The sequence below is a fragment of the Bacillus sp. F19 genome, from assembly GCA_023823795.1.
Classification (GTDB): Bacteria; Bacillota; Bacilli; order Bacillales; family Bacillaceae; genus Bacillus_P.
Genome location: CP085710.1, coordinates 4925791 through 4948459 on the forward strand (window position 1 = coordinate 4925791; position 22669 = coordinate 4948459).

At 42.7% G+C, this 22669-nt stretch carries 17 protein-coding genes; 3 read left to right on the top strand and 14 right to left on the bottom strand.

Annotation, left to right across the window (positions count from 1 at the left end; genetic code table 11):
• Positions 1-131: 131 nt before the first annotated feature.
• From LIT25_25290 to LIT25_25325, 8 genes are all read right to left on the bottom strand, one after another.
• Positions 132-1145, bottom strand: coding sequence for an ATP-grasp domain-containing protein (locus tag LIT25_25290; protein ID USK33772.1), 1014 nt, complete (start codon positions 1143-1145; stop codon positions 132-134).
• Between the two features lie 278 nt (positions 1146-1423).
• Positions 1424-4687, bottom strand: coding sequence for a methylmalonyl-CoA mutase family protein (locus LIT25_25295; protein USK33773.1), 3264 nt, complete (start codon positions 4685-4687; stop codon positions 1424-1426).
• A 25-nt stretch (positions 4688-4712) separates the two neighbouring features.
• Positions 4713-5351 carry a TetR/AcrR family transcriptional regulator gene (locus LIT25_25300; GenBank protein ID USK33774.1) on the bottom strand — a complete coding sequence of 213 codons (639 nt, stop codon included), beginning with the start codon at positions 5349-5351 and terminating at the stop codon, positions 4713-4715.
• 31 nt (positions 5352-5382) lie between these two features.
• Entirely contained in the window at positions 5383-6522 is a 1140-nt protein-coding gene (locus tag LIT25_25305; protein ID USK33775.1) for an acyl-CoA dehydrogenase, read from the bottom strand.
• Between the two features lie 21 nt (positions 6523-6543).
• Positions 6544-7680 (bottom strand): acyl-CoA dehydrogenase, encoded by a 1137-nt coding sequence (locus LIT25_25310; protein ID USK33776.1) that lies wholly within the window; start codon positions 7678-7680, stop codon positions 6544-6546.
• A gap of 24 nt (positions 7681-7704) precedes the next feature.
• Positions 7705-8559: a 3-hydroxybutyryl-CoA dehydrogenase gene (locus LIT25_25315; GenBank protein ID USK33777.1), complete on the bottom strand. Its 855-nt coding sequence runs from the start codon at positions 8557-8559 to the stop codon at positions 7705-7707.
• Positions 8560-8586: 27 nt separating this feature from the next.
• On the bottom strand, positions 8587-9765 hold the full coding sequence (locus tag LIT25_25320) for an acetyl-CoA C-acetyltransferase (GenBank protein ID USK36408.1): 1179 nt from the start codon (positions 9763-9765) through the stop codon (positions 8587-8589).
• Positions 9766-9921: 156 nt separating this feature from the next.
• Positions 9922-12033 (bottom strand): 4Fe-4S dicluster domain-containing protein, encoded by a 2112-nt coding sequence (locus LIT25_25325; protein ID USK33778.1) that lies wholly within the window; start codon positions 12031-12033, stop codon positions 9922-9924.
• A 213-nt stretch (positions 12034-12246) separates the two neighbouring features.
• Between LIT25_25325 and cls the strand changes: the two genes are divergently transcribed.
• Both cls and LIT25_25335 read left to right on the top strand, forming a co-directional pair.
• The gene (gene cls, locus LIT25_25330) at positions 12247-13434 is read left to right on the top strand and encodes a cardiolipin synthase (protein ID USK36409.1); all 1188 of its coding nucleotides are present in this window, start codon (positions 12247-12249) and stop codon (positions 13432-13434) included.
• Between the two features lie 44 nt (positions 13435-13478).
• Entirely contained in the window at positions 13479-13778 is a 300-nt protein-coding gene (locus tag LIT25_25335; GenBank protein USK33779.1) for a hypothetical protein, read from the top strand.
• A gap of 1003 nt (positions 13779-14781) precedes the next feature.
• Here the strand turns inward: LIT25_25335 and argS are convergent.
• The 4 genes from argS to speE form a co-directional block, all read right to left on the bottom strand.
• Positions 14782-16452, bottom strand: coding sequence for an arginine--tRNA ligase (gene argS / locus LIT25_25340; GenBank protein ID USK33780.1), 1671 nt, complete (start codon positions 16450-16452; stop codon positions 14782-14784).
• The gene (locus LIT25_25345; protein USK33781.1) at positions 16449-16880 is read right to left on the bottom strand and encodes a DUF1934 domain-containing protein; all 432 of its coding nucleotides are present in this window, start codon (positions 16878-16880) and stop codon (positions 16449-16451) included. Before LIT25_25345 ends, argS begins: the two co-directional genes overlap by 4 nt.
• A gap of 184 nt (positions 16881-17064) precedes the next feature.
• The gene (speB, locus tag LIT25_25350; protein ID USK33782.1) at positions 17065-17946 is read right to left on the bottom strand and encodes an agmatinase; all 882 of its coding nucleotides are present in this window, start codon (positions 17944-17946) and stop codon (positions 17065-17067) included.
• A gap of 16 nt (positions 17947-17962) precedes the next feature.
• Positions 17963-18793 carry a spermidine synthase gene (speE, locus tag LIT25_25355; protein USK33783.1) on the bottom strand — a complete coding sequence of 277 codons (831 nt, stop codon included), beginning with the start codon at positions 18791-18793 and terminating at the stop codon, positions 17963-17965.
• A gap of 336 nt (positions 18794-19129) precedes the next feature.
• Between speE and LIT25_25360 the strand changes: the two genes are divergently transcribed.
• A complete protein-coding gene (locus LIT25_25360) occupies positions 19130-21199 on the top strand; it encodes a PBP1A family penicillin-binding protein (GenBank protein USK33784.1) in 2070 nt (689 codons plus the stop codon).
• 234 nt (positions 21200-21433) lie between these two features.
• On the opposite strand, the gene LIT25_25365 is transcribed toward LIT25_25360, so the two are convergent.
• Together LIT25_25365 and LIT25_25370 are read right to left on the bottom strand one after the other, a co-directional pair.
• On the bottom strand, positions 21434-21949 hold the full coding sequence (locus tag LIT25_25365; protein USK33785.1) for a YwhD family protein: 516 nt from the start codon (positions 21947-21949) through the stop codon (positions 21434-21436).
• A gap of 12 nt (positions 21950-21961) precedes the next feature.
• Positions 21962-22624: a site-2 protease family protein gene (locus tag LIT25_25370; protein USK33786.1), complete on the bottom strand. Its 663-nt coding sequence runs from the start codon at positions 22622-22624 to the stop codon at positions 21962-21964.
• Between the last annotated feature and the right edge of the window lie 45 nt (positions 22625-22669).

Consider the following 22669-nt stretch of genomic DNA (forward strand, 5'->3'; position numbering starts at 1 on the left):
GTCTACCATCACGATACCGTGACCACAAGTTTAATACTACCAACAAAATAACAAAATTCAAAATAAAAACCTTTTTCAAAGGTGTTAATCTTTCATACGATTTAAATAAAAAAAAGTTTCATATTAAATACTTACAAAATGATTTCTTTTTCTAGGAAAGTCGCTTTAATATCAAGCTTCATTTCTTGCTTCTCCACATTTTCCCCAAGAAGCAATCTGACAGCAAGATACGGGAAGTTCACTCCGGATAAACAGCTGAAATAGAGTCCGCCTGACATTCTTGGGTTGATTTCCAGTAATTTTGGCAATCCCTGATTGAATTTCACTTGAATGTTAAAGATATAATCCAGCTTAAATTCCTTTGTGAAATCCTCGGCAAGTCTGATAAGCTCTTTGTTATTCTCTAAAATCCGGATCCTGCCCCCGCCTTTTTTCCGCGGAACCGCAGCAAGCAATTCCCCGTTATAAGCCAGGCAGTCAATGCTGTATTCTTCGCCTTCTAAAAACTCCATCACCATCAACTCAGGAAATTCCGGGACAGCTCTCAGGCCATCGTACGCTCTTTGAAATGGAATGCGGTAGCTCGGCGCCATTACTTCTTTTAAAGGATCTAGCTCATTATCAATAATCCGAAAACCATAGCCGCCTTCTCCTACAACCGGCTTATAGCAAACGCCAAGGCCCTCGTTTTTCAGTTTTTCATATGTTTCTTTAAATTCTTCAGCTGTGCTTGCCGTATAAAAAGAGGGAATTTCAAAGATACCTTTTTCTTTGCATATATCATAAAATTCATCTTTATTTTCGATTGTTTCTAATAGATTTGCGTCTCTATTTACTAATACCTTTGTGCCGATTGCTTCAAACTCTTTTATGGCTTTGGCAATCGGCAGCATTTTATATCTTGGAACAAACAGTTCAATTCCATATTTTTTACAAAAATTCAGACAATACCGGACGTACTCATCTTCTGTTTCTAGCTTTGGCTCTACTTCAGAATAATCGCAGTTGGCAAGCATAACGTGGTCAGGATCCGGGTGCGTACCGTACACTTCGAACTTTATGCCGTCTTCATTGGCCCGGATCATGTCGATGTAATGATAGGCAACTGAGAACCAGCGATTAAACCATATTTTATATGTACTCATTTTTATGAAAACCCCTCTCTTCAGCGTCTGCCGAAGTTTTCTATGTTCTTTCATTTTATACTAAATATGGGATGAACTAAATGAAAAATTCAAGAAGAATTGTGCTGTCATAAAGGCCTTCAGCTTTGTTTTTGGGTCAGATTGATTCGGGAGCACCTCACAAAAACTGCCTTTCTATTGGCAAGAATACAGAAAAAAATAGATAGTGACCGATTTAATGGCACTCGACGGATAAAAAATAAAAAATCCTCCCCGGAAAATCGGGGAGGCTCTAACACTTACATATTGCGGCGATACTGCCCGCCTACTTCATATAAAGCCTGCGTGATTTGACCCAAGCTTGCGTATTTTACCGTCTCCATCAATTCAGCGAAAATATTTTGATTGTGGATGGCCGCCTGCTTTAAGCGGTCGATTGCTTCGGCTGCGTATGCCTCATTGCGCTCCTGGAACGCTCTTAAGTTTTGAATCTGAGTTTCTTTTTCTTCTTTGGATGCGCGTGCGATTTCCATGTTATCAACTGATTCTTCGGACGGCTTATTTGGATTGATGTACGTATTTACGCCTATGATCGGCAGCTGTCCTGAATGTTTTTGCATTTCATAATGCATGGACTCGTCTTGAATTTTTCCGCGCTGATACTGAGTTTCCATGGCACCCAGAACACCGCCGCGCTCATTGATGGAATCGAACTCCTTCAGAACCGCTTCCTCTACAAAATCTGTTAGCTCTTCAATAATAAAGGATCCTTGAAGCGGATTTTCATTCTTCGTTAATCCGTGTTCTTTTGTAATAATCAGCTGAATGGCCATCGCTCTTCGGACGGATTCTTCCGTCGGTGTTGTGATTGCTTCATCATAAGCGTTCGTATGAAGCGAGTTGCAATTATCCTGCAGGGCCATTAACGCCTGCAAAGTAGTGCGGATATCGTTAAAGTCGATTTCCTGTGCATGCAGAGAGCGGCCTGATGTCTGCACGTGATATTTCAGCTTTTGGCTTCGGTCGTTGGCGCCGTATTTTTCTCTCATAACCGTTGACCAGATGCGGCGTGCGACGCGACCGATCACCGTATACTCCGGATCTAATCCATTGCTGAAGAAGAAAGAGAGATTCGGTGCGAAATCATCGATTTTCATGCCCCGGCTTAAATAATATTCAACGTAAGTGAAACCATTGGCGAGAGTAAAGGCCAGCTGGGAAATCGGATTAGCTCCGGCTTCAGCAATATGATAGCCCGAAATAGAAACAGAATAGTAGTTCCTTACTTTTTCATTGATAAAGTATTCCTGAATGTCACCCATCATTTTAAGAGCGAATTCAGTAGAGAAAATACATGTGTTTTGACCTTGATCTTCTTTTAAAATATCTGCCTGAACCGTACCGCGGACAGTTTGCAGCGTTTTCTCCTTCACTGCTTTTTGCTCATCTGCAGTCAGTGTGCGGCCAAGCTCTGTTTCCTGTTTTTGAATCTGCTGTGCTATCGCTGTATTCATGAACATTGCAAGAATGATAGGTGCAGGACCATTGATGGTCATTGAAACTGAAGTTGCAGGAGCACACAGATCAAATCCGGCATAAAGCTTTTTCATATCATCCAGTGTACAGATGCTTACACCGCTTTCACCGATTTTCCCGTATATATCAGGGCGGTAAGCAGGATCTTCCCCGTACAGTGTAACAGAGTCAAATGCTGTGCTAAGGCGCTTCGCAGGATCGTCTTTGGACAAATAGTGAAAACGGCGATTCGTCCGTTCAGGTGTTCCTTCTCCGGCAAATTGGCGCTTCGGATCTTCTTCTGCACGTTTGAATGGAAAAACGCCAGCCGTATACGGAAATGAACCCGGAACATTTTCTTTGTATACCCATTTCAAAATTTCACCGTAATCTTTGTATTTCGGCAAAGATACTTTAGGAATGGATAATCCTGAAAGAGAAACCGTTTTTAATTTTGTCACGATTTCTTTATCACGGATTTTGGTCACAAATTGATCAGCTTCATATTTCTCTCTTAATTCAGCCCATGAATCTAAAATCCGTTTTGATTCTTGTGAAAGTTCTTCCTCTACACTCTTTTTAATAGCTTCCAATGATTCCAGCACTTCTGGTGCAGCGTCTCTTTCTTTCACACTTTCGATCGCGCCCTGCAGCTGAAATAACCTTCTCGCAATGTCAGCCTGATATTCAGCTTTTTGATGATAGGTGCGTACAGATTCGCTGATTTCTCTTAAATAGTAGCGGCGATCTGTCGGGATAATGACGTTTTGCTTTTCTACATCCTTCACGACTGGAAGGGTTGAAGACCAGCTTTTGTCTGCCTTTTTATTGATTAGATCTAAAAGGGCCACAAACAGTGTATTTGTTCCGGGATCATTGAACTGGCTTGCAATTGTTCCATAAACCGGCAAGTCTTCGAATGGGCTTTCAAACAGCAAGTGGCTGCGCTGATATTGCTTTTGCACCTGGCGCTTTGCATCCTGAGATCCTTTTCTTTCAAACTTGTTGATCACAATCAAATCTGCATAATCGATCATATCTATTTTTTCAAGCTGGGACGGGGCGCCGAATTCGCTTGTCATGACATATAAAGAGAGATCACAGATTTCAGTAATTGCTGCATCACCCTGGCCAATTCCGCTTGTTTCAACAATAATCAGGTCATAGCCCGCACCTTTGACAACAGCAATCGCATCATTTATCGCAAGAGACAATTCAGATCTTGATTGTCTTGTCGCAAGACTTCTCATGTAGACCCTTGGCGAAAAGATAGCGTTCATGCGGATACGATCACCCAGGAGGGCGCCGCCTGTTTTTTGCTTTGTCGGATCGATGGAGATGACGGCAATTTTGATTTCAGGGACTTCATTTAAAAATCTGCGGATCAGTTCATCTGTAAGCGAACTTTTCCCGGCTCCGCCAGTACCTGTTATCCCTATAACAGGAGCGTCTGAAGAAAGCTGCTTCACTTCTGAAATCACCCTTTCGGCTGTTGCCGCTGCTTCGTTTTTGCTTCCGAGCTGTGATTCAGCAACCGTAATCAGCTTGGCAATCGCTCCAACATCACCCGTTTTCAGCTTTTCGATTTCGTCCTCAATTTTAGTAACTGTTTGAAAATCGCACTCTTTCATCATGAGCTCAATCATTCCCTGAAGACCAAGCTCCCTGCCGTCTTCAGGAGAAAATATACGCGCAATGCCATATTCATGCAGTTCTTTTATTTCACGCGGGATGATGACACCGCCTCCTCCGCCATACAGACGGATATGCGAGGCTCCTCTTTCTTTTAAAAGGTCATACATGTATTTAAAAAATTCTACATGTCCGCCTTGATAAGAAGAGATTGCAATCCCCTGCGCATCCTCCTGAATAGCTGCATTTACGATTTCCTCTACCGAACGATTGTGACCAAGATGGATGACCTCTGCTCCGCTTGCCTGCAGAATTCTCCGCATAATATTAATCGAAGCATCGTGTCCGTCAAACAAACTTGAAGCCGTTACAAAACGAACGGCATGTTTCGGTTTATAGGTCTCCTGTGTATGCATACGTCCCGCATCCCCTTTACTCTCGTTATTTCGTTTGATTCCCGTTTTTTCCTACCCCTTGAAGAATCAGTTTTGTCTGAACTTCAATATACTCATCCAGCGTGTAATTTCTTTGCAGAGCCCATCTTCTGAACCCCCACATTTGCCCCTGAACGAATATATTGTGCGCTAATAACTCCCTCTCTCTTGAGGAAAGCGAAATTTCCCCTTTATCCACGCAGCCTGAAATCACTTTTTCAAACATCCCGACCATTTCGATTTCTTTTTGCAGGACGTACGGGAGAGCGTCACGCGACAGTGACTTTACCTCCTGGTACATGACAAGCACCTCATCCTGCATTTCATCGACAACTTTGAAGTAGTTGGCAATGGCAACCTTTAAGCTTTCAATTGTGCCCTGCTTAATATCAATGTCTTTCTCCAGTCTGTCGCGAACCTGGTCATAAATCGTGTCACAGACAAGATACAGCACATCTTCCTTTTGTCTGATGTATTCATACAGCGTACCAATGCTGAATCCCGCCGCCTTAGCAATTTCCCTTGTGGTTGTACGGTGGAATCCTTTTTGCTTAAAGAGATTTACCGCACCTTTAATCATTTGGTCACGTCGTATTTGAACAAGCCGCTCATCTTTGACAGAAGCATGCACTTCACGTTTCGTCATCTTCCACCGCCTCCCTGTTTGAATTGTCCTCTTATTTTGTAATCATCCTCGAGATCACAAGTCTTTGAATCTCCTGTGTTCCCTCATAGATTTGAGTGATTTTTGCATCCCTCATGTACCGTTCTACTGGGTAATCTTTCGTGTAGCCGTAGCCGCCGAAAACCTGAACAGCTTCAGTTGTCACCTTCATTGCCGTGTCTCCTGCAAAAAGCTTCGACATGGCTGATTCTTTTCCATAAGGCAGTCCTTCTGATTCAAGCCATGCTGCCTGATAAGTTAAGAGACGGGATGCTTCTACCGTTGTAGCCATATCAGCCAATTTAAAGCCAATACCCTGCTGCATCGCAATCGGTTTTCCGAACTGCTGGCGTTCTTTCGCATAAGCTACAGAAGCATCAAGAGCGCCTTGAGCGATTCCGACAGCTTGAGCTGCAATCCCGTTTCGGCCGCCGTCAAGTGTCATCATGGCAATTTTAAAGCCTTCTCCTTCTTGACCAAGCAGGTTTTCTTTTGGCACAATGCAATCTTCAAAGATGATTTCTGTTGTCGGCGAGGAACGAATGCCAAGCTTGCTTTCTTTCTTGCCCACAGAGAAGCCCTTGAAGTCTTTTTCAACGATAAACGCACTCGTGCCTTTATGCTTGCTTTCAGAATCCGTTACAGCAAACACGATATACGTATCGGCAATCCCTCCGTTTGTGATGAAGATCTTAGAGCCATTAAGAACGTAATGGTCGCCGTTTAATTTAGCCGTCGTTCTCATGCCGCCTGCGTCAGAGCCTGAACCTGGCTCAGTTAATCCGTAAGCGCCGATCTTCTCGCCCTGTGCCATTGGCTTCAAATACTTCTGTTTTTGTTCTTCTGTGCCGAATTTGAAAACAGGCCAGCCCGCAAGTGATGTATGGGCAGATAATGTAACCCCAATCGACGCGCACACTCGTGAAAGCTCTTCAATCGCAATGACATACGCTAAGTAATCGCTGCCAATGCCGCCGTATTCTTCCGGCCAAGGTATGCCTGTTAAGCCAAGCTCAGCCATTTTGTCAAAAAGTTCACGGTCAAAACGCTCTTCCTCGTCACGTTCTGCAGCTGTAGGCTCTACTTCATTTTTAGCGAAGTCTCTTACCATTTTACGAATCATTTCATGCTCATCTGATAGTTTAAAAAACATCTATTTCATCCCCCGTTTTGATTAATTTAAGATATGTTTACTGATGACGATTCTTTGAATCTCGCTGGTTCCTTCATAAATCTCGCACACTTTTGCATCCCTGAAGTAGCGTTCAACCGGATAATCTTTTGTATAGCCATAGCCGCCATATACTTGAATCGCTTCTATGGCAACCTCCATCGCTGTTTTAGAGGCGAACAGCTTGGCCATTGACGCTTCTTTTCCGCATGGAAGTCCGTTCTGCCTTAAGAAAGCGGCTCTGTATGTCAGAAGTTCAGAGGATTCTACACTTGTTGCCATGTCTGCCAGTTTAAAACCGATGCCTTGCTGAACAGAGATTGGCTTGCCGAATTGAACACGCTCTTTTGCATAGTTGATGGAGTTCTCAAGCGCCGCCTGCGCGATGCCAAGTGATTGGGCAGCAATTCCGATTCTCCCCACATCCAGATTGGCCATGGCAATTTTAAACCCGTCTCCTTCTTCCCCAAGAAGGTTTTCAAACGGTACCTCGGCATCTTCGAAGGAAAGCTGGACTGTCCGTGATCCATAAAGCCCCATTTTGTGCTCATCTTTCCCAATCACAAGACCCTCGGTATTCTTTTCAACTACAAATGCTGAAATCCCCTTTGTTCCACCCTCGGGATTTGTGGACGCGAACACGATATACGTGTCTGCTTCTCCCCCATTTGTAATAAACACCTTTGATCCATTCAAAATGTATTTGCCGTCTTTTTTGACGGCTTTTGTTTTTAAACTGCCTGCATCAGATCCTGATCCTGGCTCTGTTAAACAGAAAGCCCCTAAGTATTCGCCGCTTGCAAGCTTTGGAATATATTTCTTTTTCTGCTCTTCTGATCCAAAATAAAGAATCGGATTTGTGCCGACTGATGTATGAACGCTTAGAATGACCCCGACTGTCGCACTTACTTTTGAAAGCTCGTGGATGGCAATAATGTAAGAAGTAAAATCCATACCTGCCCCGCCGTATTCCTCAGGTATTGGAATCCCCATTAGACCAAGTGAGCCCATTTTACGGAGAATCTCTCTTGGAAATTCTCCCTGCTCCATTTTTTCAACAAACGGCTCGATTTCTGTTTGAGCAAAATCCCGTACCATCTTCCTCATCATTTCCTGCTCTTCTGTGAATTGAATATTCATGTCCCGTCCCCCTGTGATGTCTGATTAACCCTCGTATGAATAAAAACCTCTGCCTGTTTTCCGGCCAAGCCATCCAGCTTTTACATATTTTCTGAGAAGCGGACATGGGCGGTATTTATCATCGCCAAAGCCTTCGTGAAGCGTTTCCATAATATAGAGACATGTATCAAGGCCGATAAAGTCAGCAAGTGTGAGCGGGCCCATCAGATGATTCATTCCAAGCTTCATCACTTCATCAATCGCTTCTTTCTCTGCAACCCCTTCGTACAGAGTGTAGATGGCTTCATTGATCATCGGCATCAGAATTCTGTTTGAGACGAAACCCGGAAAATCATTGACTTCAACCGGAACCTTTTTCAATGTTTTCGTCATATCTTCAATCGCCTGATAGACTTCTTCACTTGTTGCAAGACCGCGGATAATTTCAACCAGCTTCATCACAGGCACCGGGTTCATAAAATGCATGCCGATTACTTTTTCAGGACGCTTTGTTGCTGCTGCGATCTCTGTAATTGGCAATGAAGAAGTATTTGTCGCAAGAATGGTATGCTCTGGTGTAATCTCATCAAGCTTCGCAAAAATATCTGATTTGATTTTCATATTCTCAACAGCTGCCTCAATCACTAAATCTGTTTGTGCTGCATCCTGAAGATCTATGGAAGCAGTCAATCTGCCTAAGATTTCGTGTTTTTGCTCTGCTGTCATTTTTTCTTTATCTACTTGTCTTTGAAGATTTTTATTAATCGCAGCAAATCCCTTTTGAACGAATTCTTCTTTTAAATCATTCAAGTAAACCTTGTACCCTGCCATTGCACAAACCTGCGCTATGCCTGAACCCATCTGACCTGCCCCGATAACCATTACATTTTGAATACTCATGTATATCCCCCCTGATCGTTTTAACGCTTATACTTCTACCATAATTGCGTCACCCTGGCCTCCGCCGCTGCAGATTGCCGCAATGCCGATTCCGCCGCCTCGTCTTTTCAGCTCATGAATTAATGTAATAATAATTCGCGCCCCGCTCGCTCCAATTGGATGCCCGAGAGCAACGGCTCCACCGTTTACATTTACTTTTTCAGGATCGAGCCCCGCCAGCTGATTGCTTGCTAAAGCGACTGCTGAAAATGCCTCATTTATTTCAAACAAATCAATTTCTTCAAGCTTCTTCCCCGTTTTATTCAGAAGCTCAAGAATGACAAGTCCTGGTGTTTTCGGAAAATCCTTTGCTTCAAGCGCAATGGATGTATGGCCGATTATCGTCGCAATCGGCTGCTTCCCTTCTTGCTTTGCACGTTCTTCGCTCATCAGTACAAGAGCTCCCGCGCCGTCATTGACCCCCGGTGCATTTCCTGCTGTAATGGTGCCGGCTTGATTAAAAACTGGTTTTAACTTAGACAATCTTTCAATCGATGTATCTTTTCTCGGTGCTTCATCGTGCTCTATTTTAAGGGGATCGCCTTTTCGCTGCGGAATCTCTACACTCACGATTTCTTCGCTAAGTTTCCCTGATTCGATCGCTGCAACTGTCAGCTTATGGCTTCTTAGTGCCCACTCATCCTGTGCTTCTCTTGTAATTTCCAAGTCTGATGCTGTTTCATTTCCGTACGTGCCCATGTGAACCCCTGTAAAGCTGCACGTAAGACCATCATGGACCATTAAATCCTGAATCTTGGCATCTCCCATGCGCAGGCCCCATCTTGCTTTAGGCATGATGTACGGAGCATTGCTCATAGATTCCATCCCGCCCGCTACAATGACCTCCTCATCTCCGGCACGGATGATTTGATCAGCAAGCGTGACGCTTCTCATTCCTGATGCACATACTTTGTTGATCGTTTCTGTTTTTACGTTCCAGGGAATGTCTGCATGTCTTGCAGCCTGACGGGAAGGAATTTGCCCCTGACCGCCTTGCAGAACAGACCCCATAATGACTTCATCCACCTCTTCCGCGTTTACATTTGCACGCTTTAAGGCTTCTTTAATGGCAATTCCTCCAAGCTCTGAGGCCGTAAGGGAACTGAGGCCGCCTCCAAATTTTCCAAAAGGTGTTCTAACACCGCTTACGATCACTGTTCGATTCATCATTCTTCATCCCCTCAATTTAATTTATAAGAAAACGTTTCCAAAATTCCGATTGAACGCTCGCTCAGGTTACTCCCAGGGAAGAAGGTGAAACGGAATCGCTCCACCTTCCTATATATCTATCTCTGTCATTCTCCATTTATGCTGAAATTCCTTTTAAGCAACGCTCTCTTTTTTCTCGCCGAGAACCGCTTTTTCAAGAAGCTCTGCTACGTCATACGTGCTGACTGTTTCTTCAACCTCTTTTGCCTTCGTTCCGTCGCTCAGCATCGTTAAGCAATATGGACAGCCTGAGCTGATAACGGTCGGGTTCACTTCTAGCGCCTGATTTGTTCTTGCCACATTTACACGTGAACCGGCATCTTCTTCCATCCACATAAGTCCGCCGCCTGCTCCGCAGCACATTCCCGTTTCACGGTTGCGGGTCATTTCAACAAGCTTTACACCCGGTATGGACTTCAGAATTTCGCGAGGCGGCTCATATACTTCGTTGTAGCGTCCCAAGTAGCAGGAATCATGGAAGGTAATCGTCTCATTCACTTCAAATTCAGGAACAAGTCTTCCTTCTTCTACAAGCTTGGCTAGAAGCTCTGTATGGTGGTACACTTCTGCCTCGAGTCCAAAATCAGGATACTCATTTTTGAAAATGTTGTACGCATGCGGATCGATGGTGACGATTTTCTTGATCTCATTCTTCTGGAATTCATCAATATTTTTCGTCGCAAGCTCCTGGAATAAAAATTCGTTTCCAAGGCGGCGAGGCGTGTCTCCTGAGTTCTTTTCCTTGTTACCAAGTATCGCGAACTTCACTCCAGCTTCATTTAAAAGCTTCGCAAAAGATAATGCGATTTTCTGGCTGCGGTTATCGTAAGATCCCATGGATCCAACCCAAAACAGGTACTCAAACTCTTCGCCTGCTTTACTCATTTCTTTTACCGTTGGAACATGAACGTCGTCGCGCACCTCGCGCCAATCTTCACGCTCTTTTCGGTTAAGGCCCCATGGATTGCCCTGGCGTTCGATGTTTGTCATCGCGCGCTGAGCATCCGGATCCATTTTTCCTTCTGTCAAGACTAGATAACGGCGCATATCAATGATTTTGTCTACATGCTCGTTCATAACAGGACACTGATCTTCACAGTTGCGGCATGTTGTACAAGCCCAGATTTCTTCTTCTGTGATGATTTCGCCAATCAGGCTTGGGTTATACTCAAGCGTCGCTGCTGCTTCCTGAGAACCCTGTCCTGATGCCATGGCTGCAAGCTGATTGCCCTTAGTGCCGGCAAAAGCGTACGCTGGCACCCATGGTGACATTGACGTTACTGCTGCCCCTTTTTCCGTTAAGTGATCACGCAGTCTTAAAATTAAATCCATCGGAGAAAGCATTTTGCCTGTTCCCGTTGCAGGACACATATTTGTACAGCGTCCGCATTCAACACACGCATATAAATCAATCAGCTGTGTCTGCTTGAAATCTTCAATTTTCCCAACACCGAATGTTTCCTGTGATTCATCCTCAAAATCAATCTTCTCAAGCTTTCCAGGGTTTGAAAGACGGCCGAAGTAAACATTCGCCGGACCCGCAAGCAAGTGAGCATGCTTTGATTGAGGCACATAAACTAAGAACGTTAAAAGAATCAGCAAATGCACCCACCATGAAATGTAGAAGATAACAGCAGCACCCGTTTCGCCGACAAAGCTCAGCAAATAGGCAAAGCTTGAAGCAATTGGTTCTGTCCATGTTAATTCATGATTGTGCCAGATCAGGTTCATTCCGTTTCCAAGCAGAACGGACAGCATTAAGCCGCCGATAAAGATTAAAACAAGACCTGCTTTAAAGTTTTTCTTTAACCGCACAAGCCTCTCAATGTACCTGCGGTAAAAAGCCCATACTACCGCAACCAGGATCATCAAAGTGACAATTTCCTGAAAGAAAGTGAAGCCTGGATAAAGCGGTCCAAGCGGAAGATGCTTGTCTGGCAGTAAGCCTTTAATAATAAAATCAAGCGCTCCAAATTGTACTAGAATAAACCCGTAAAAGAACATCACATGCATGATGCCGCTTTTTTTATCCTTAAGGAGCTTCTTTTGACCGAAAACATTGATCATAATGTTCTTCAGTCTTTCATTTAACTGCTGATCAAACTCTGTTTTCTTACCGAGCTTGATGTATGCCATTCTTGAACGGATTAAGTAAATAAATAAACTCGCTCCGTAAGCGGTTACAAGTATGAATGCAGCAAAATTGATCCATAACAGTGCTTCCAATTTGTCTCCCCCATTTCTGTGCTGAAATACTCCCATTGCCCCATCATTCTAAAAAATTAAAATCCATGTAATTTTCTGAATCTTACCCTATATTTACATGATAATAATGAATGAGCATTCAGTCAATGGTTTTATGCTGATAATTTTTCAGCCAGACGTAAAACATAATAGGTAGATGATCTAAATCGATAAGGAGGGCTTACGTTGAACGGCATGTTACTAATAGGATTAATCGCATTGATATTTGTTGTTTGGCTGAGGCTCGACTATTACTTGGGAAGAAAAAAGCATCTTCAGAATGAAATGAAGTATCCGCTGAGAAAAAGTGATATTGAACTATTTATTGTGGGTGAACGCTTTTATAAAAGATTGTTTGAGGACATTGAAAATAGCACTCATTCGATCCATGTGTTATTTTATATTGTAAAAAATGACCCTGACAGCGACGAATTTCTTGCCCTTCTCATAAAAAAAGCAGAACAGGGCATTCAGGTCAGACTCCTTCTGGACTATGTTGGAAGCAAATCACTTAAAAAAGAGAAAATTGAAGAGTTAAAAAAGAGCGGAGTTTCGTTTTCGTATACACATAACCCTGCTCCTCCTTTCTTTTTTTATACTCTTCAAGCACGCAATCACCGTAAGATTACTGTTATTGACGGAAAAATCGGTTACTCTGGAGGATTCAATATTGGAAAAGAGTATTTAGGAAAGGACCCGAAGCTTGGATTTTGGCGGGATTATCATCTGCGCATAACAAGTGAAGGTGTGCAGGATCTCCAAACACAATTTTTACGTGATTGGCATGAAGCGACAGGTGAAGACCTTAAGACTGTTCAAGCTTACTTTCCTCCCCTCTCACAAGGGACGCTTGAACATCAATTCCTTTCTACCTACGGTCAAAGTTTAGAAGGTCATTTCTTATCATTCATCAAGCAGGCACAAAAAGAGCTAATAATTTGCACGCCTTATTTTATTCCGGGCAAACAAATACAGGATGAACTGATAAAAGCAAGGAGGCGCGGAGTAGATATAAAAGTGCTTGTTCCTATGAAGGCGGACCATCCTTTTGTCAAAGAGGCTTCCTTTCCTTACTTTGGCCCCCTGATTCTTTCGGGCTGTGAGATTTATCAATATTATTATGGTTTTTATCATGCAAAAGTCATTGTTGTAGATGATAAGCTATGCGATATTGGAACAGCTAATTTTGATAAGCGAAGTCTTTATTTAAATGATGAGATGAATTGTCTTATTTATGATAAGGATTTTATTAAATATGTGAAGGCTACGGTGAACGATGATATTAGAGGCTCTGTGCAGCTGACCTATGACAAATTTACTCAAAGACCTATTTCACAAAGAGGATTGGAAGCAGTTGCCACCATGATTGCTCATTTTTTATAGGCATTTGGGAGCGTTGATTCGGATATGTATCAAGTGCATTAGACTTGCGGGACTGCTCTCCTTCAAAATCACTTACGTTTGCCCGCTATTCCAGGCTTGATGAAGAGTCTGGAATAGAAGCGCTCCATTCGGTTACAAAGCAGAATTTGGAGCATACTCAGCGGATGATTCATTACAATATCGCACATCAAATCGAACTTTACCGTTTCTCATCATCTCTGGTTCCGCTTGCCACTCATCCAGATGTGAAATGGGATTTTCTCACTACTTTCCGGGACAATTTAAAAGAAATCGGGGACCTTGTACGAAAAAACAGCTTTAGAACAAAAAATTCCTATTTCTAACTGCATTTGGCCATTTTATCGTTGATGCAGCTACTTTATAAAAGAAATTCAGCTGCATTGGGTTTTAGACCTGGTCCCAAAGCACCCAACTCGCAGAAATCGCCATTCAATTCGCGAAAAAGGGCATCCAATTCGAAAACATAGATTTGAAACGAAAAAACAATATTAAAATGCCTATTTCTAACTGCAGTTGACCATTTTATCGTTGATTCAGCTATCTTTAAAAAAATTTAACTACATTGGGTTTCAGACCCGGTTCCAAAGCACCCAACTCGCAGAAAACGTCATTCAATTAGCAAAAACCCTTCTCCAATTCACAGGAATCAGGGTTCAACTCGCAAAAAAGGACATCCAATTCGCAAACTTCGATTTCAAACGAAAAAACTACATAAAAATGCCTATTTCTAACTGCAGTTGGCCATTTTATCGTTGATTCAGCTATCTTTATAAAAAAAATTTAACTGCATTGGGTTTCAGACCCGATTCCAAAGCACCCAACTCACTGGAAACGCCATTCAATTAGCAAAAACCCTTCTCCAATTCACAGGAATCAGGGTTCAACTCGCAAAAAAGGACATCCAATTCGTAAACTTCGATTTCAAACGAAAAAACTACATAAAATGCCTTTTTTCTAGATGCCGTTGGCTATTTATCGTTGATGCAGATAACTTTATAAAAGACATTCAGCTGCATTGGGTTTCAGACCCGGTTCCAAAGCACCCAACTCGCAGAAAACGTCATTCAATTAGCAAAAACCCTTCTCCAATTCACAGGAATCTCGATTCAACTCGCAAAAAAGGACATCCAATTCGCAAACTTCGATTTCAAACGAAAAAACTACATAAAAATGCCTATTTCTAACTGCAGTTGGCCATTTTATCTTGATTCAGCTAAAAAAAATTTAACTGCATTGGGTTTCAGACCCGATTCCAAAGCATCCAACTCGCACACCTATCTTCTTCTGTGAACAAAAAAAGAACGGCCATTGGCCGTTCCCACAAAATTACATTTTTTCTGGTGCAGATACACCGATTAGCGACAGTGAATTTTTTAGCGTAATTTGCGTTGCTCTCATTAGAGCCAAGCGCGCTTTACTTTTCTCTTCATTTTCTGGATCAAGTACTTTTTCTGCATTATAGAAGCTGTGCAGAGCAGATGCCACATCATACACGTAATTTGTGATGCGATGCGGAATGCGTTTTGTTGCTGCTTCTGCCACTGCCTGCGGGAATTCTCCGAGTTTTTTCAGCAGTTCGATTTCTTTTTCAGATGAAATATCTGTGAAATTCAAAACAACGTCATAAGATAATCCTAGTTCTGCTCCTTGACGCAGCATGCTTTCAATCCGTGCATGTGCATACTGTGCATAGAATACTGGATTTTCATTGGATTGTGATGCAGCGAGATCCATATCAAAGTCCATGTGTGTGTCTGCGCTTCTCATTGCGAAGAAATAACGAACAGCGTCAAGACCTACTTCTTCCATCAGGTCACGCATTGTAACAGCTTTGCCTGTACGTTTGCTCATTTTCATTTTCTCGCCGTTTTTGTAAAGATGAACAAGCTGAATAATTTCAACCCCAAGAGTATCCTTTTCATAGCCAAGGGCCTCAATAGCGGCCTTCATGCGCGGGATGTATCCGTGATGATCTGCGCCCCAAATGTTAATCAGCTTCGTAAATCCGCGGTCAAGCTTGTCTTTGTGGTAAGCGATATCCGGCGTTAAATACGTGTAAGAACCGTCATTTTTAATTAATACACGGTCTTTGTCATCTCCGAATACAGTTGAACGGAACCATGTTGCGCCATCTTCTTCAAAAATGTGGCCTTTTTCACGGAGTACTTGAAGAGCCTGATCAATTTTTCCGTTATGGTAAAGTGAGGTTTCTGAATACCACACATCAAATGGTACACGGAATTCTTCCAGGTCCCTTTTCAATTTATCCATCTCGAATTTCAAGCCGTATTCACGGAAAAATCCAAGACGCTCTTCTTTGCTTTCATTTGCAAAACGATCGCCGAATTCATCAGCAAGCTTCTTGCCGATTTCGATGATATCCTGACCATGGTAGCCGTCTTCAGGCATTGCTGCATCTTGTCCGAGAGCCTGCAAATAACGGGCTTCAACTGAAAGTGCAAGGTTGTTAATCTGGTTTCCTGCATCATTGATGTAGTATTCACGTGAAACATCATAGCCCGCTTTTTCAAGGATATTGCAAAGAGAATCGCCGACTGCTGCGCCGCGCGCATGTCCTAAATGCAAAGTTCCAGTCGGATTAGCAGATACAAATTCAACTTGAAGCTTTTCTTTGTTGCCGATATTGACCTCGCCATAAGAGTCACCAGCTTCAAGAATAGATGGGATAAGATCTGTTAAATATGAGTTGTTCATATAAAAATTGATAAATCCTGGTCCTGCGATTTCAATTTTTTCTATAGATGCTTTTCCTTTATCAAAAGAAGCGACAATGTCTTCTGCAATTGCGCGAGGTGCTTTCTTGGCAACGCGTGCAAGCTGCATCGCCATATTTGTGGAATAGTCTCCATAGGCTTTATCTTTAGGCAGCTCAAGAATAGCATCCGGAATTTGAGTTTCTTCTGCCAGGCCTGCCTTAATTACTGACGCTTTAATTTCACCTTTTAACCGTTCTTTTACTTGCTCAACGATGTTCATCCTTTTTCCTCCCTAAACATGATATGTAAAGTATGTAAATGCGAATCTTTTTCGCCGATCTGCAATTCATAATCAACTTTGATGATGCCGTTTGACTTCCCTTCCATCGTGCGGACGGAAATCCCTGTAGTATTGGTTTCAAGCTGGAGCTGTCCGAATTGTGTCTGATAATTCGTGATCGTTTCCGTTCCTACAATAAAGCGCTGCTTCATTGAGATGGATCCTGACCTCATAATAAAAACCTCGTCGTCTCTGAATTTAACGACGGTTTTTACTTTTCCGTACTCGTGTTCCTCGTGATAGCTTAAATAGGAGGCGTTATTTTTAACATAGTGTTCACCGTTCGTAAAAAGCTCCAGGTTCTCTGAATCATCACCCTGGCGGATCTCGGTTTTCACGATAATTTGAACTGGTTTACTGACCGTCATTATTTGACACATCCTTTTAAAGTATCCGCTATTAACTTATCTAGTATAAAGATTTCATGGAAAAAGTTCAATAGGATGTCGGGTCGTATTCATGGTTGACGTTCTGACATTATTTATACGTTCCTAAGCAAATCTTCCAATATAAGAAAAAAGCCCCAGTCACACCTGGAGCTTCTCCTCAAATTTAAGGACGCTTTTGCACCCAACCTAAAATCATTTCACGAATCAATTTGCTTGCTGTATTAGCCGTCTGCTCAGAGTTATCATAGATTGGTGCTACCTCTACAAGATCAGCGCCTACTACGTGGATATCCGACTTTGCAATGGCATGGATTGACGCCAGCAATTCTCTTGATGTAATACCGCCAGCGTCTACCGTACCTGTACCGGGTGCGTGAGCCGGATCTAGTACATCAATATCAATTGTTACATAGACAGGGCGTCCTGCAAGCTTTGGCAGCACTTCTTTTAAAGGCTCAAGCACTTCAAACTTAGAGATGTGCATGCCGGCTTCCTTCGCCCATTGGAATTCTTCCTTCATACCGGAACGAATACCGAATGAGTAGACGTTTGCTGGTCCAATCAGATTTGCCGCTTTGCGGATTGGCGTTGAGTGAGAAAGAGGCTCTCCTTCATACTCTTCGCGCAAATCCGTATGTGCATCCATATGGATAATCGCAAGATCTGGGTATTTCTTGTACATCGCTTTGATAACAGGCCATGATACAAGATGCTCCCCGCCCATACCGAGCGGGAACTTGTCCTCTGCCAAAACTTTATCAATGAAATCTTCGATCATATCGAGGCTTCGCTGCGGATTTCCGAATGGAAGCGGAATATCTCCTGCATCAAAATACTTCACTTCTTCAAGCTCGCGGTCTAAATACGCGCTGTATTCCTCAAGACCGATTGAAACCTCGCGGATGCGGGTTGGACCGAACCTTGAACCCGGGCGGTAGCTGACTGTCCAGTCCATCGGCATTCCGTAAAGAACAGCTTCACTGTCTTCAAATGTTGGATGACTTTTAATAAAAACATTGCCTGAATAGGCTTCATCAAAACGCATTCGTGTTCCCTCCCAATTATTTGATTAAGTCTGCTACAAATTTAGGCAGGACAAACGCTGCTTTATGAAGCTCTTTTGTATAATATTTTGTTTCAATCTCATGGAAACGCTCTTCGCTTACTTCTAATGGATCATATTTTTTTGAACCGATTGTAAATGCCCAAAGACCGCTTGGATATGTTGGGATGTTTGCTGTATATAAACGTGTAATCGGGAAGATTTCTCTTACATCACGCTGTACGTTTTGAATAAGCTCAGGCGTAAACCAAGGGTTATCCGATTGGGCAACAAAGATGCCGTCTTCTTTTAACGCTTTTGAAATGCCTGCATAGAATCCTTTTGAGAATAGGTTAACAGCAGGTCCAACTGGCTCTGTTGAGTCAACCATAATGACATCATACTCATTATCGCTCTTTGCGATATGCATGAACCCGTCGCCTACTTTCACTTCAACGCGCTCGTTTTCAAGCTCTCCTGCAATTTCAGGCAAGTACTTTTTAGAGTACTCGATTACTTTGCCGTCAATATCGACAAGTGTTGCTTTCTTAACGCTTGGGTGCTTCATGATCTCACGGATTACTCCGCCGTCTCCGCCTCCGACTACAAGTACGTTTTCAGGATTTGGATGTGTAAATAAAGGAACGTGCGCAACCATTTCATGATAAACAAATTCATCTCTTTGTGAAGTCATAACCATGCCGTCTAAAAGCAGCATGTTGCCGAACTCCTCTGTTTCTACCATATCTAATTTTTGAAACTCTGTTTGCTCTGTATGTAAAGTGCGGTTAATTTTGATCGTGATGCCGAAATTCTCGGTTTGCTTTTCTGTAAACCAATGTCCTCCCATTTTAAAACTTCCTTTCTATATCAATTTTTTCTTAAAGCCCTAGTTACGATTATACCCTATTCAACAAATACAATTCGCCAAAATTCGAGTTCAAAACCTCAGGAAAAAGTATAGATGAATCTAGCAAAATTGCAAGAAGAATTTTAATAGAGAAGGTTTAAAAAACCTTGGAAATTCTCATACTGGTAAGAAAAGCGGATTGCCTTGGTCAGTTCGCGAAGAAAATAGGAATTTCACAGCGAGTTAACCGCTTGAGCTGAACAATAATTCAGGACATGATCTAATACGCTTAATTTAAAAAGAAACAGAACAGATGAGGAAACGAGGTGGAGAAACTTGGAAATCATCACATCCAGACGATTGAAAATCACGATAAAAGCTGTGCGTGCCGCTATTTTTATTGGTCTTATTTTATTTTTCTTAGCATCAATCGTCCTAGCAGCGATTTTGCTCACGGCGAAATGGCAGGGAGCTCCTTCCCTGACTGTTCAGCAATCTTCTATTATGTACGCAAATGATGGATCTGAGATGGGAAAGACCCATCACGGCGGTAAGAGGTACTGGGTTGATTTAGATGAGATTTCTCCTTCCTTAATTGAAGCTACTGTTGCGATAGAAGACCGTCATTTTTATGATCATAACGGCTTTGACTACAAACGGATAGCAGGTGCTGCTCTTGCTGATTTAAAAGCAATGGCCAAGGTTCAGGGAGCGAGCACAATCAGCCAGCAATATGCGAGAAACCTGTTTTTGGTTCACGATAAAACATGGAAACGCAAGCTGACAGAAGCGTTCTACACTGTCAGGCTTGAGCTGAACTACAGCAAAGAGGAGATTCTAGAAGGCTATTTAAATACGATTTATTACGGTCATGGCGCTTACGGCGCAGAAGCTGCGGCCAATTATTATTTTGACAAATCCGCAAGTGAATTATCCATCAGCGAAGCAACCATGCTTGCAGGTATTCCAAAAGCGCCAAGCCTCTATTCGCCCCTTGATAATGAAGAGCGGGCAAAAAGCAGGCAGGCTCTTATTTTGAAAACGTTGGTGAATCAAAAAATAATCAGCCAAACAGAAGCTGATCAGACATATAATGAAGCACTCAGCTACCGTTCTGTGAAAGATGTGAAAACAGCAGACATTGCTCCTTATTTTCAGGATGCGGTTATGAATGAGCTGTCAAAAAAGCTGAATCTTGATCAGACAACAATTGAAACACGGGGTTTAAGAATTTTCACCACCTTAGATCCAGATATGCAGAAAATAGCTGAAGAAAAGATTGCAGATGTCATTGATGAAGCATCTGACATCCAGGTCGGGTTCATGGCAATGGATCCCAAAACCGGCAGTGTGAAGGCTCTTGTTGGCGGCCGTGATTATGCAGAGAGTACGTTTAATCGCGCTACACAGGCAAAAAGACAGCCTGGTTCAACGATGAAACCGTTTCTGTATTATGCTGCCGTAAATAAAGGATTCACCCCTTCTACCCTTTTAAGGAGCGAACCTTACACGTTTAAGTTTGAAGACGGCAAATCAAGCTATAAACCTAGCAATTACAACGGGTATTATGCAAACGGCGACATTACATTGGCTCAGGCAATAGCACTTTCGGATAATATATTCGCCGTTAAGACTCACCTTTATCTTGGAATGGATGAGCTGATTCAGGCATCTAAAAGCTTTGGAGTGACAAGCAAATTATCACATGTGCCATCACTTGCTCTTGGAACCTCGCCGGTGCGATTGGCTGAAATGGTGAACGGCTATGGAATGCTCGCAAATGGCGGCAAGTGGATTGAACCTTCTTTTATTAAAAAGGTTGAGGATGCAGAAGGAAACGTGATTTATCAGAATGAAAAAGTGCAAGAACAAATCTTAAATAAAGAGGCGGCGTTCGTTACCTCGCATTTGATGACTGGCATGTTTGATGAACAATTGAATGATTATACGTCCGTAACAGGCCACACCATTATTCCGAAGCTCTCCCGCGAGTATGCAGGGAAATCCGGAACGACAAAAGCTGACAGCTGGATGATCGGCTATGCTCCTCAGCTGGTGGCAGGCATCTGGACGGGCTATGATAAAGACAAAACGATTGATCTTGTTGCTGAAAGAGGATACGCCAAACAAATATGGGCCGATTTTATGGAAGAAGCATTAGAAGATCAATCAGTTAAAGCATTTAATCCTCCTAAAGGCGTTATTGGCGTTTATATCAATCCTAAAACAGGCAAGCTTGCCTCAGACGATTGCCCGGTTAAGCGATTTGCTTATTTTGTAAGGGGGACTGAGCCGACTGAGTACTGCACTGAGCATCTGGAGCATGGAAAACAGAGCGAACCTGCAAAAGATCCTAAAAATCAGGATGAAACATGGTATAAGAAGGTCTTGAGATGGTGGGATTAACATTTATTCTTGATTTTCCGGATTATCAAAAAAACCATATATGATCGAAAAATCCATTTTAAATAATTATTCAGCAAAAACCGTCACTTTTCTCGCAAACCACATGAAAAACCCCGGACCTCATACGGTCCGGGGTTTTTCGTGTCCTAGCTTTATAAGCTATATTCAGTTTACTAATAAGCGATTTAAAGCTCAAGAATTTGACAATTTGTTCACATAAACGTCACAGAATTGTCACGCTTCCCCGAGCCCTGCTTTTAGCTCCTGATTGGAGTTTTTCCACATTTCTGCATTATGGTTTTTCAGGAAGTTCATTAAAATACCTTTTGACACATCATCCATATGCTCGACCATAATGTGGCGCTTTAAGGATTTATCCATTTTATTTACATGCTCTGGAAGTGATTTGTAGCCTCTTCTGATTTCACGGTCTACTGTCATTTCACAGGCTGTAACACCTGCATAATAAGGTCCCTCAGGCTTGCGGTCGATGGTCACCCATACGAGCCAGAACGGCTTTCCGTTTGGCACCTCTTCTTTGTTCGGAAGAAACTTGATTCCTTTTTCGACAACACTTCTGGCGTGCATCGCACCAATGTCCACAAATGCTTCCCCTTCGGTTACATCAACGAAAACCGGTGAAATGTTATCGAGGCTGAGTGCGCCGACTCCGTATCCGCCGTGACCGTCCGTCGGATCGCTTTTAATGATGTTAAAACCAATCTTTTTTTTCTTTTTATCTTGTTCCAAAGAAATGACCTCCTAGAAAAACGGGTTAAGTATCAATTCAAAAACAGTCATCACGATATCAGTCCCATAAGAGAAAACAGGCTGTATCGTGTATTTGTCCAAAGGTGTTAACACTAAAATTAAAAAGACAACCATTCCGTAACTTTCAAACTGCGTCATTTTTGCCCGGACTCCAGATGGCGCAAGATCTTCAATAATCCGGTATCCATCAAGCGGCGGAAACGGAAAAAGGTTAAAAATGAACAGCGTAATATTCAGGAAGATTAAAATATTGAAAAACTGATGCACGCCTTCCGCCATCCCGGATGATAAGGAAGATAAAGCACCTGTACTTAAAAGTATATACCAAACAGCAAGCCCAATAAAAGCGATGACCAAATTGCTTAATGGGCCTGCTGCTGATACAAGCACACCCGCAAGGCGCGGATTTTTAAAATAAAACCGGTTCACAGGCACCGGCTTCGCCCAGCCAAAACCGGCAATGAAGATCAGCAGTGTACCAATCGGATCAAGATGGGCAAGCGGCGACAGCGTCAGTCTCCCCTGATTCTTCGCAGTCGGATCTCCAAATTTATATGCTACATATGCATGTGCAAATTCATGAACCGTAAACGCAATCGCCAAAACAATCACCACGTACGGAATAAGCTCTAAATCAAACGCCAAAAACTCCACAAATCATTCTCCTTTGCAAGCGGCTTCGCTAAACATTCTATTCTC

Excerpts from the sequence above, each read along its gene's own strand:
- LIT25_25290 (USK33772.1), bottom strand. The coding sequence starts at position 1,145 with ATGAGTACATATAAAATATGGTTTAATCGCTGGTTCTCAGTTGCCTAT.
- LIT25_25295 (USK33773.1), bottom strand. The coding sequence starts at position 4,687 with ATGCATACACAGGAGACCTATAAACCGAAACATGCCGTTCGTTTTGTA.
- LIT25_25300 (USK33774.1), bottom strand. The coding sequence starts at position 5,351 with ATGACGAAACGTGAAGTGCATGCTTCTGTCAAAGATGAGCGGCTTGTT.
- LIT25_25305 (USK33775.1), bottom strand. The coding sequence starts at position 6,522 with ATGTTTTTTAAACTATCAGATGAGCATGAAATGATTCGTAAAATGGTA.
- LIT25_25310 (USK33776.1), bottom strand. The coding sequence starts at position 7,680 with ATGAATATTCAATTCACAGAAGAGCAGGAAATGATGAGGAAGATGGTA.
- LIT25_25315 (USK33777.1), bottom strand. The coding sequence starts at position 8,559 with ATGAGTATTCAAAATGTAATGGTTATCGGGGCAGGTCAGATGGGTTCA.
- LIT25_25320 (USK36408.1), bottom strand. The coding sequence starts at position 9,765 with ATGAATCGAACAGTGATCGTAAGCGGTGTTAGAACACCTTTTGGAAAA.
- cls (USK36409.1), top strand. The coding sequence starts at position 12,247 with ATGTTACTAATAGGATTAATCGCATTGATATTTGTTGTTTGGCTGAGG.
- argS (USK33780.1), bottom strand. The coding sequence starts at position 16,452 with ATGAACATCGTTGAGCAAGTAAAAGAACGGTTAAAAGGTGAAATTAAA.
- LIT25_25345 (USK33781.1), bottom strand. The coding sequence starts at position 16,880 with ATGACGGTCAGTAAACCAGTTCAAATTATCGTGAAAACCGAGATCCGC.
- speB (USK33782.1), bottom strand. The coding sequence starts at position 17,946 with ATGCGTTTTGATGAAGCCTATTCAGGCAATGTTTTTATTAAAAGTCAT.
- speE (USK33783.1), bottom strand. The coding sequence starts at position 18,793 with ATGGGAGGACATTGGTTTACAGAAAAGCAAACCGAGAATTTCGGCATC.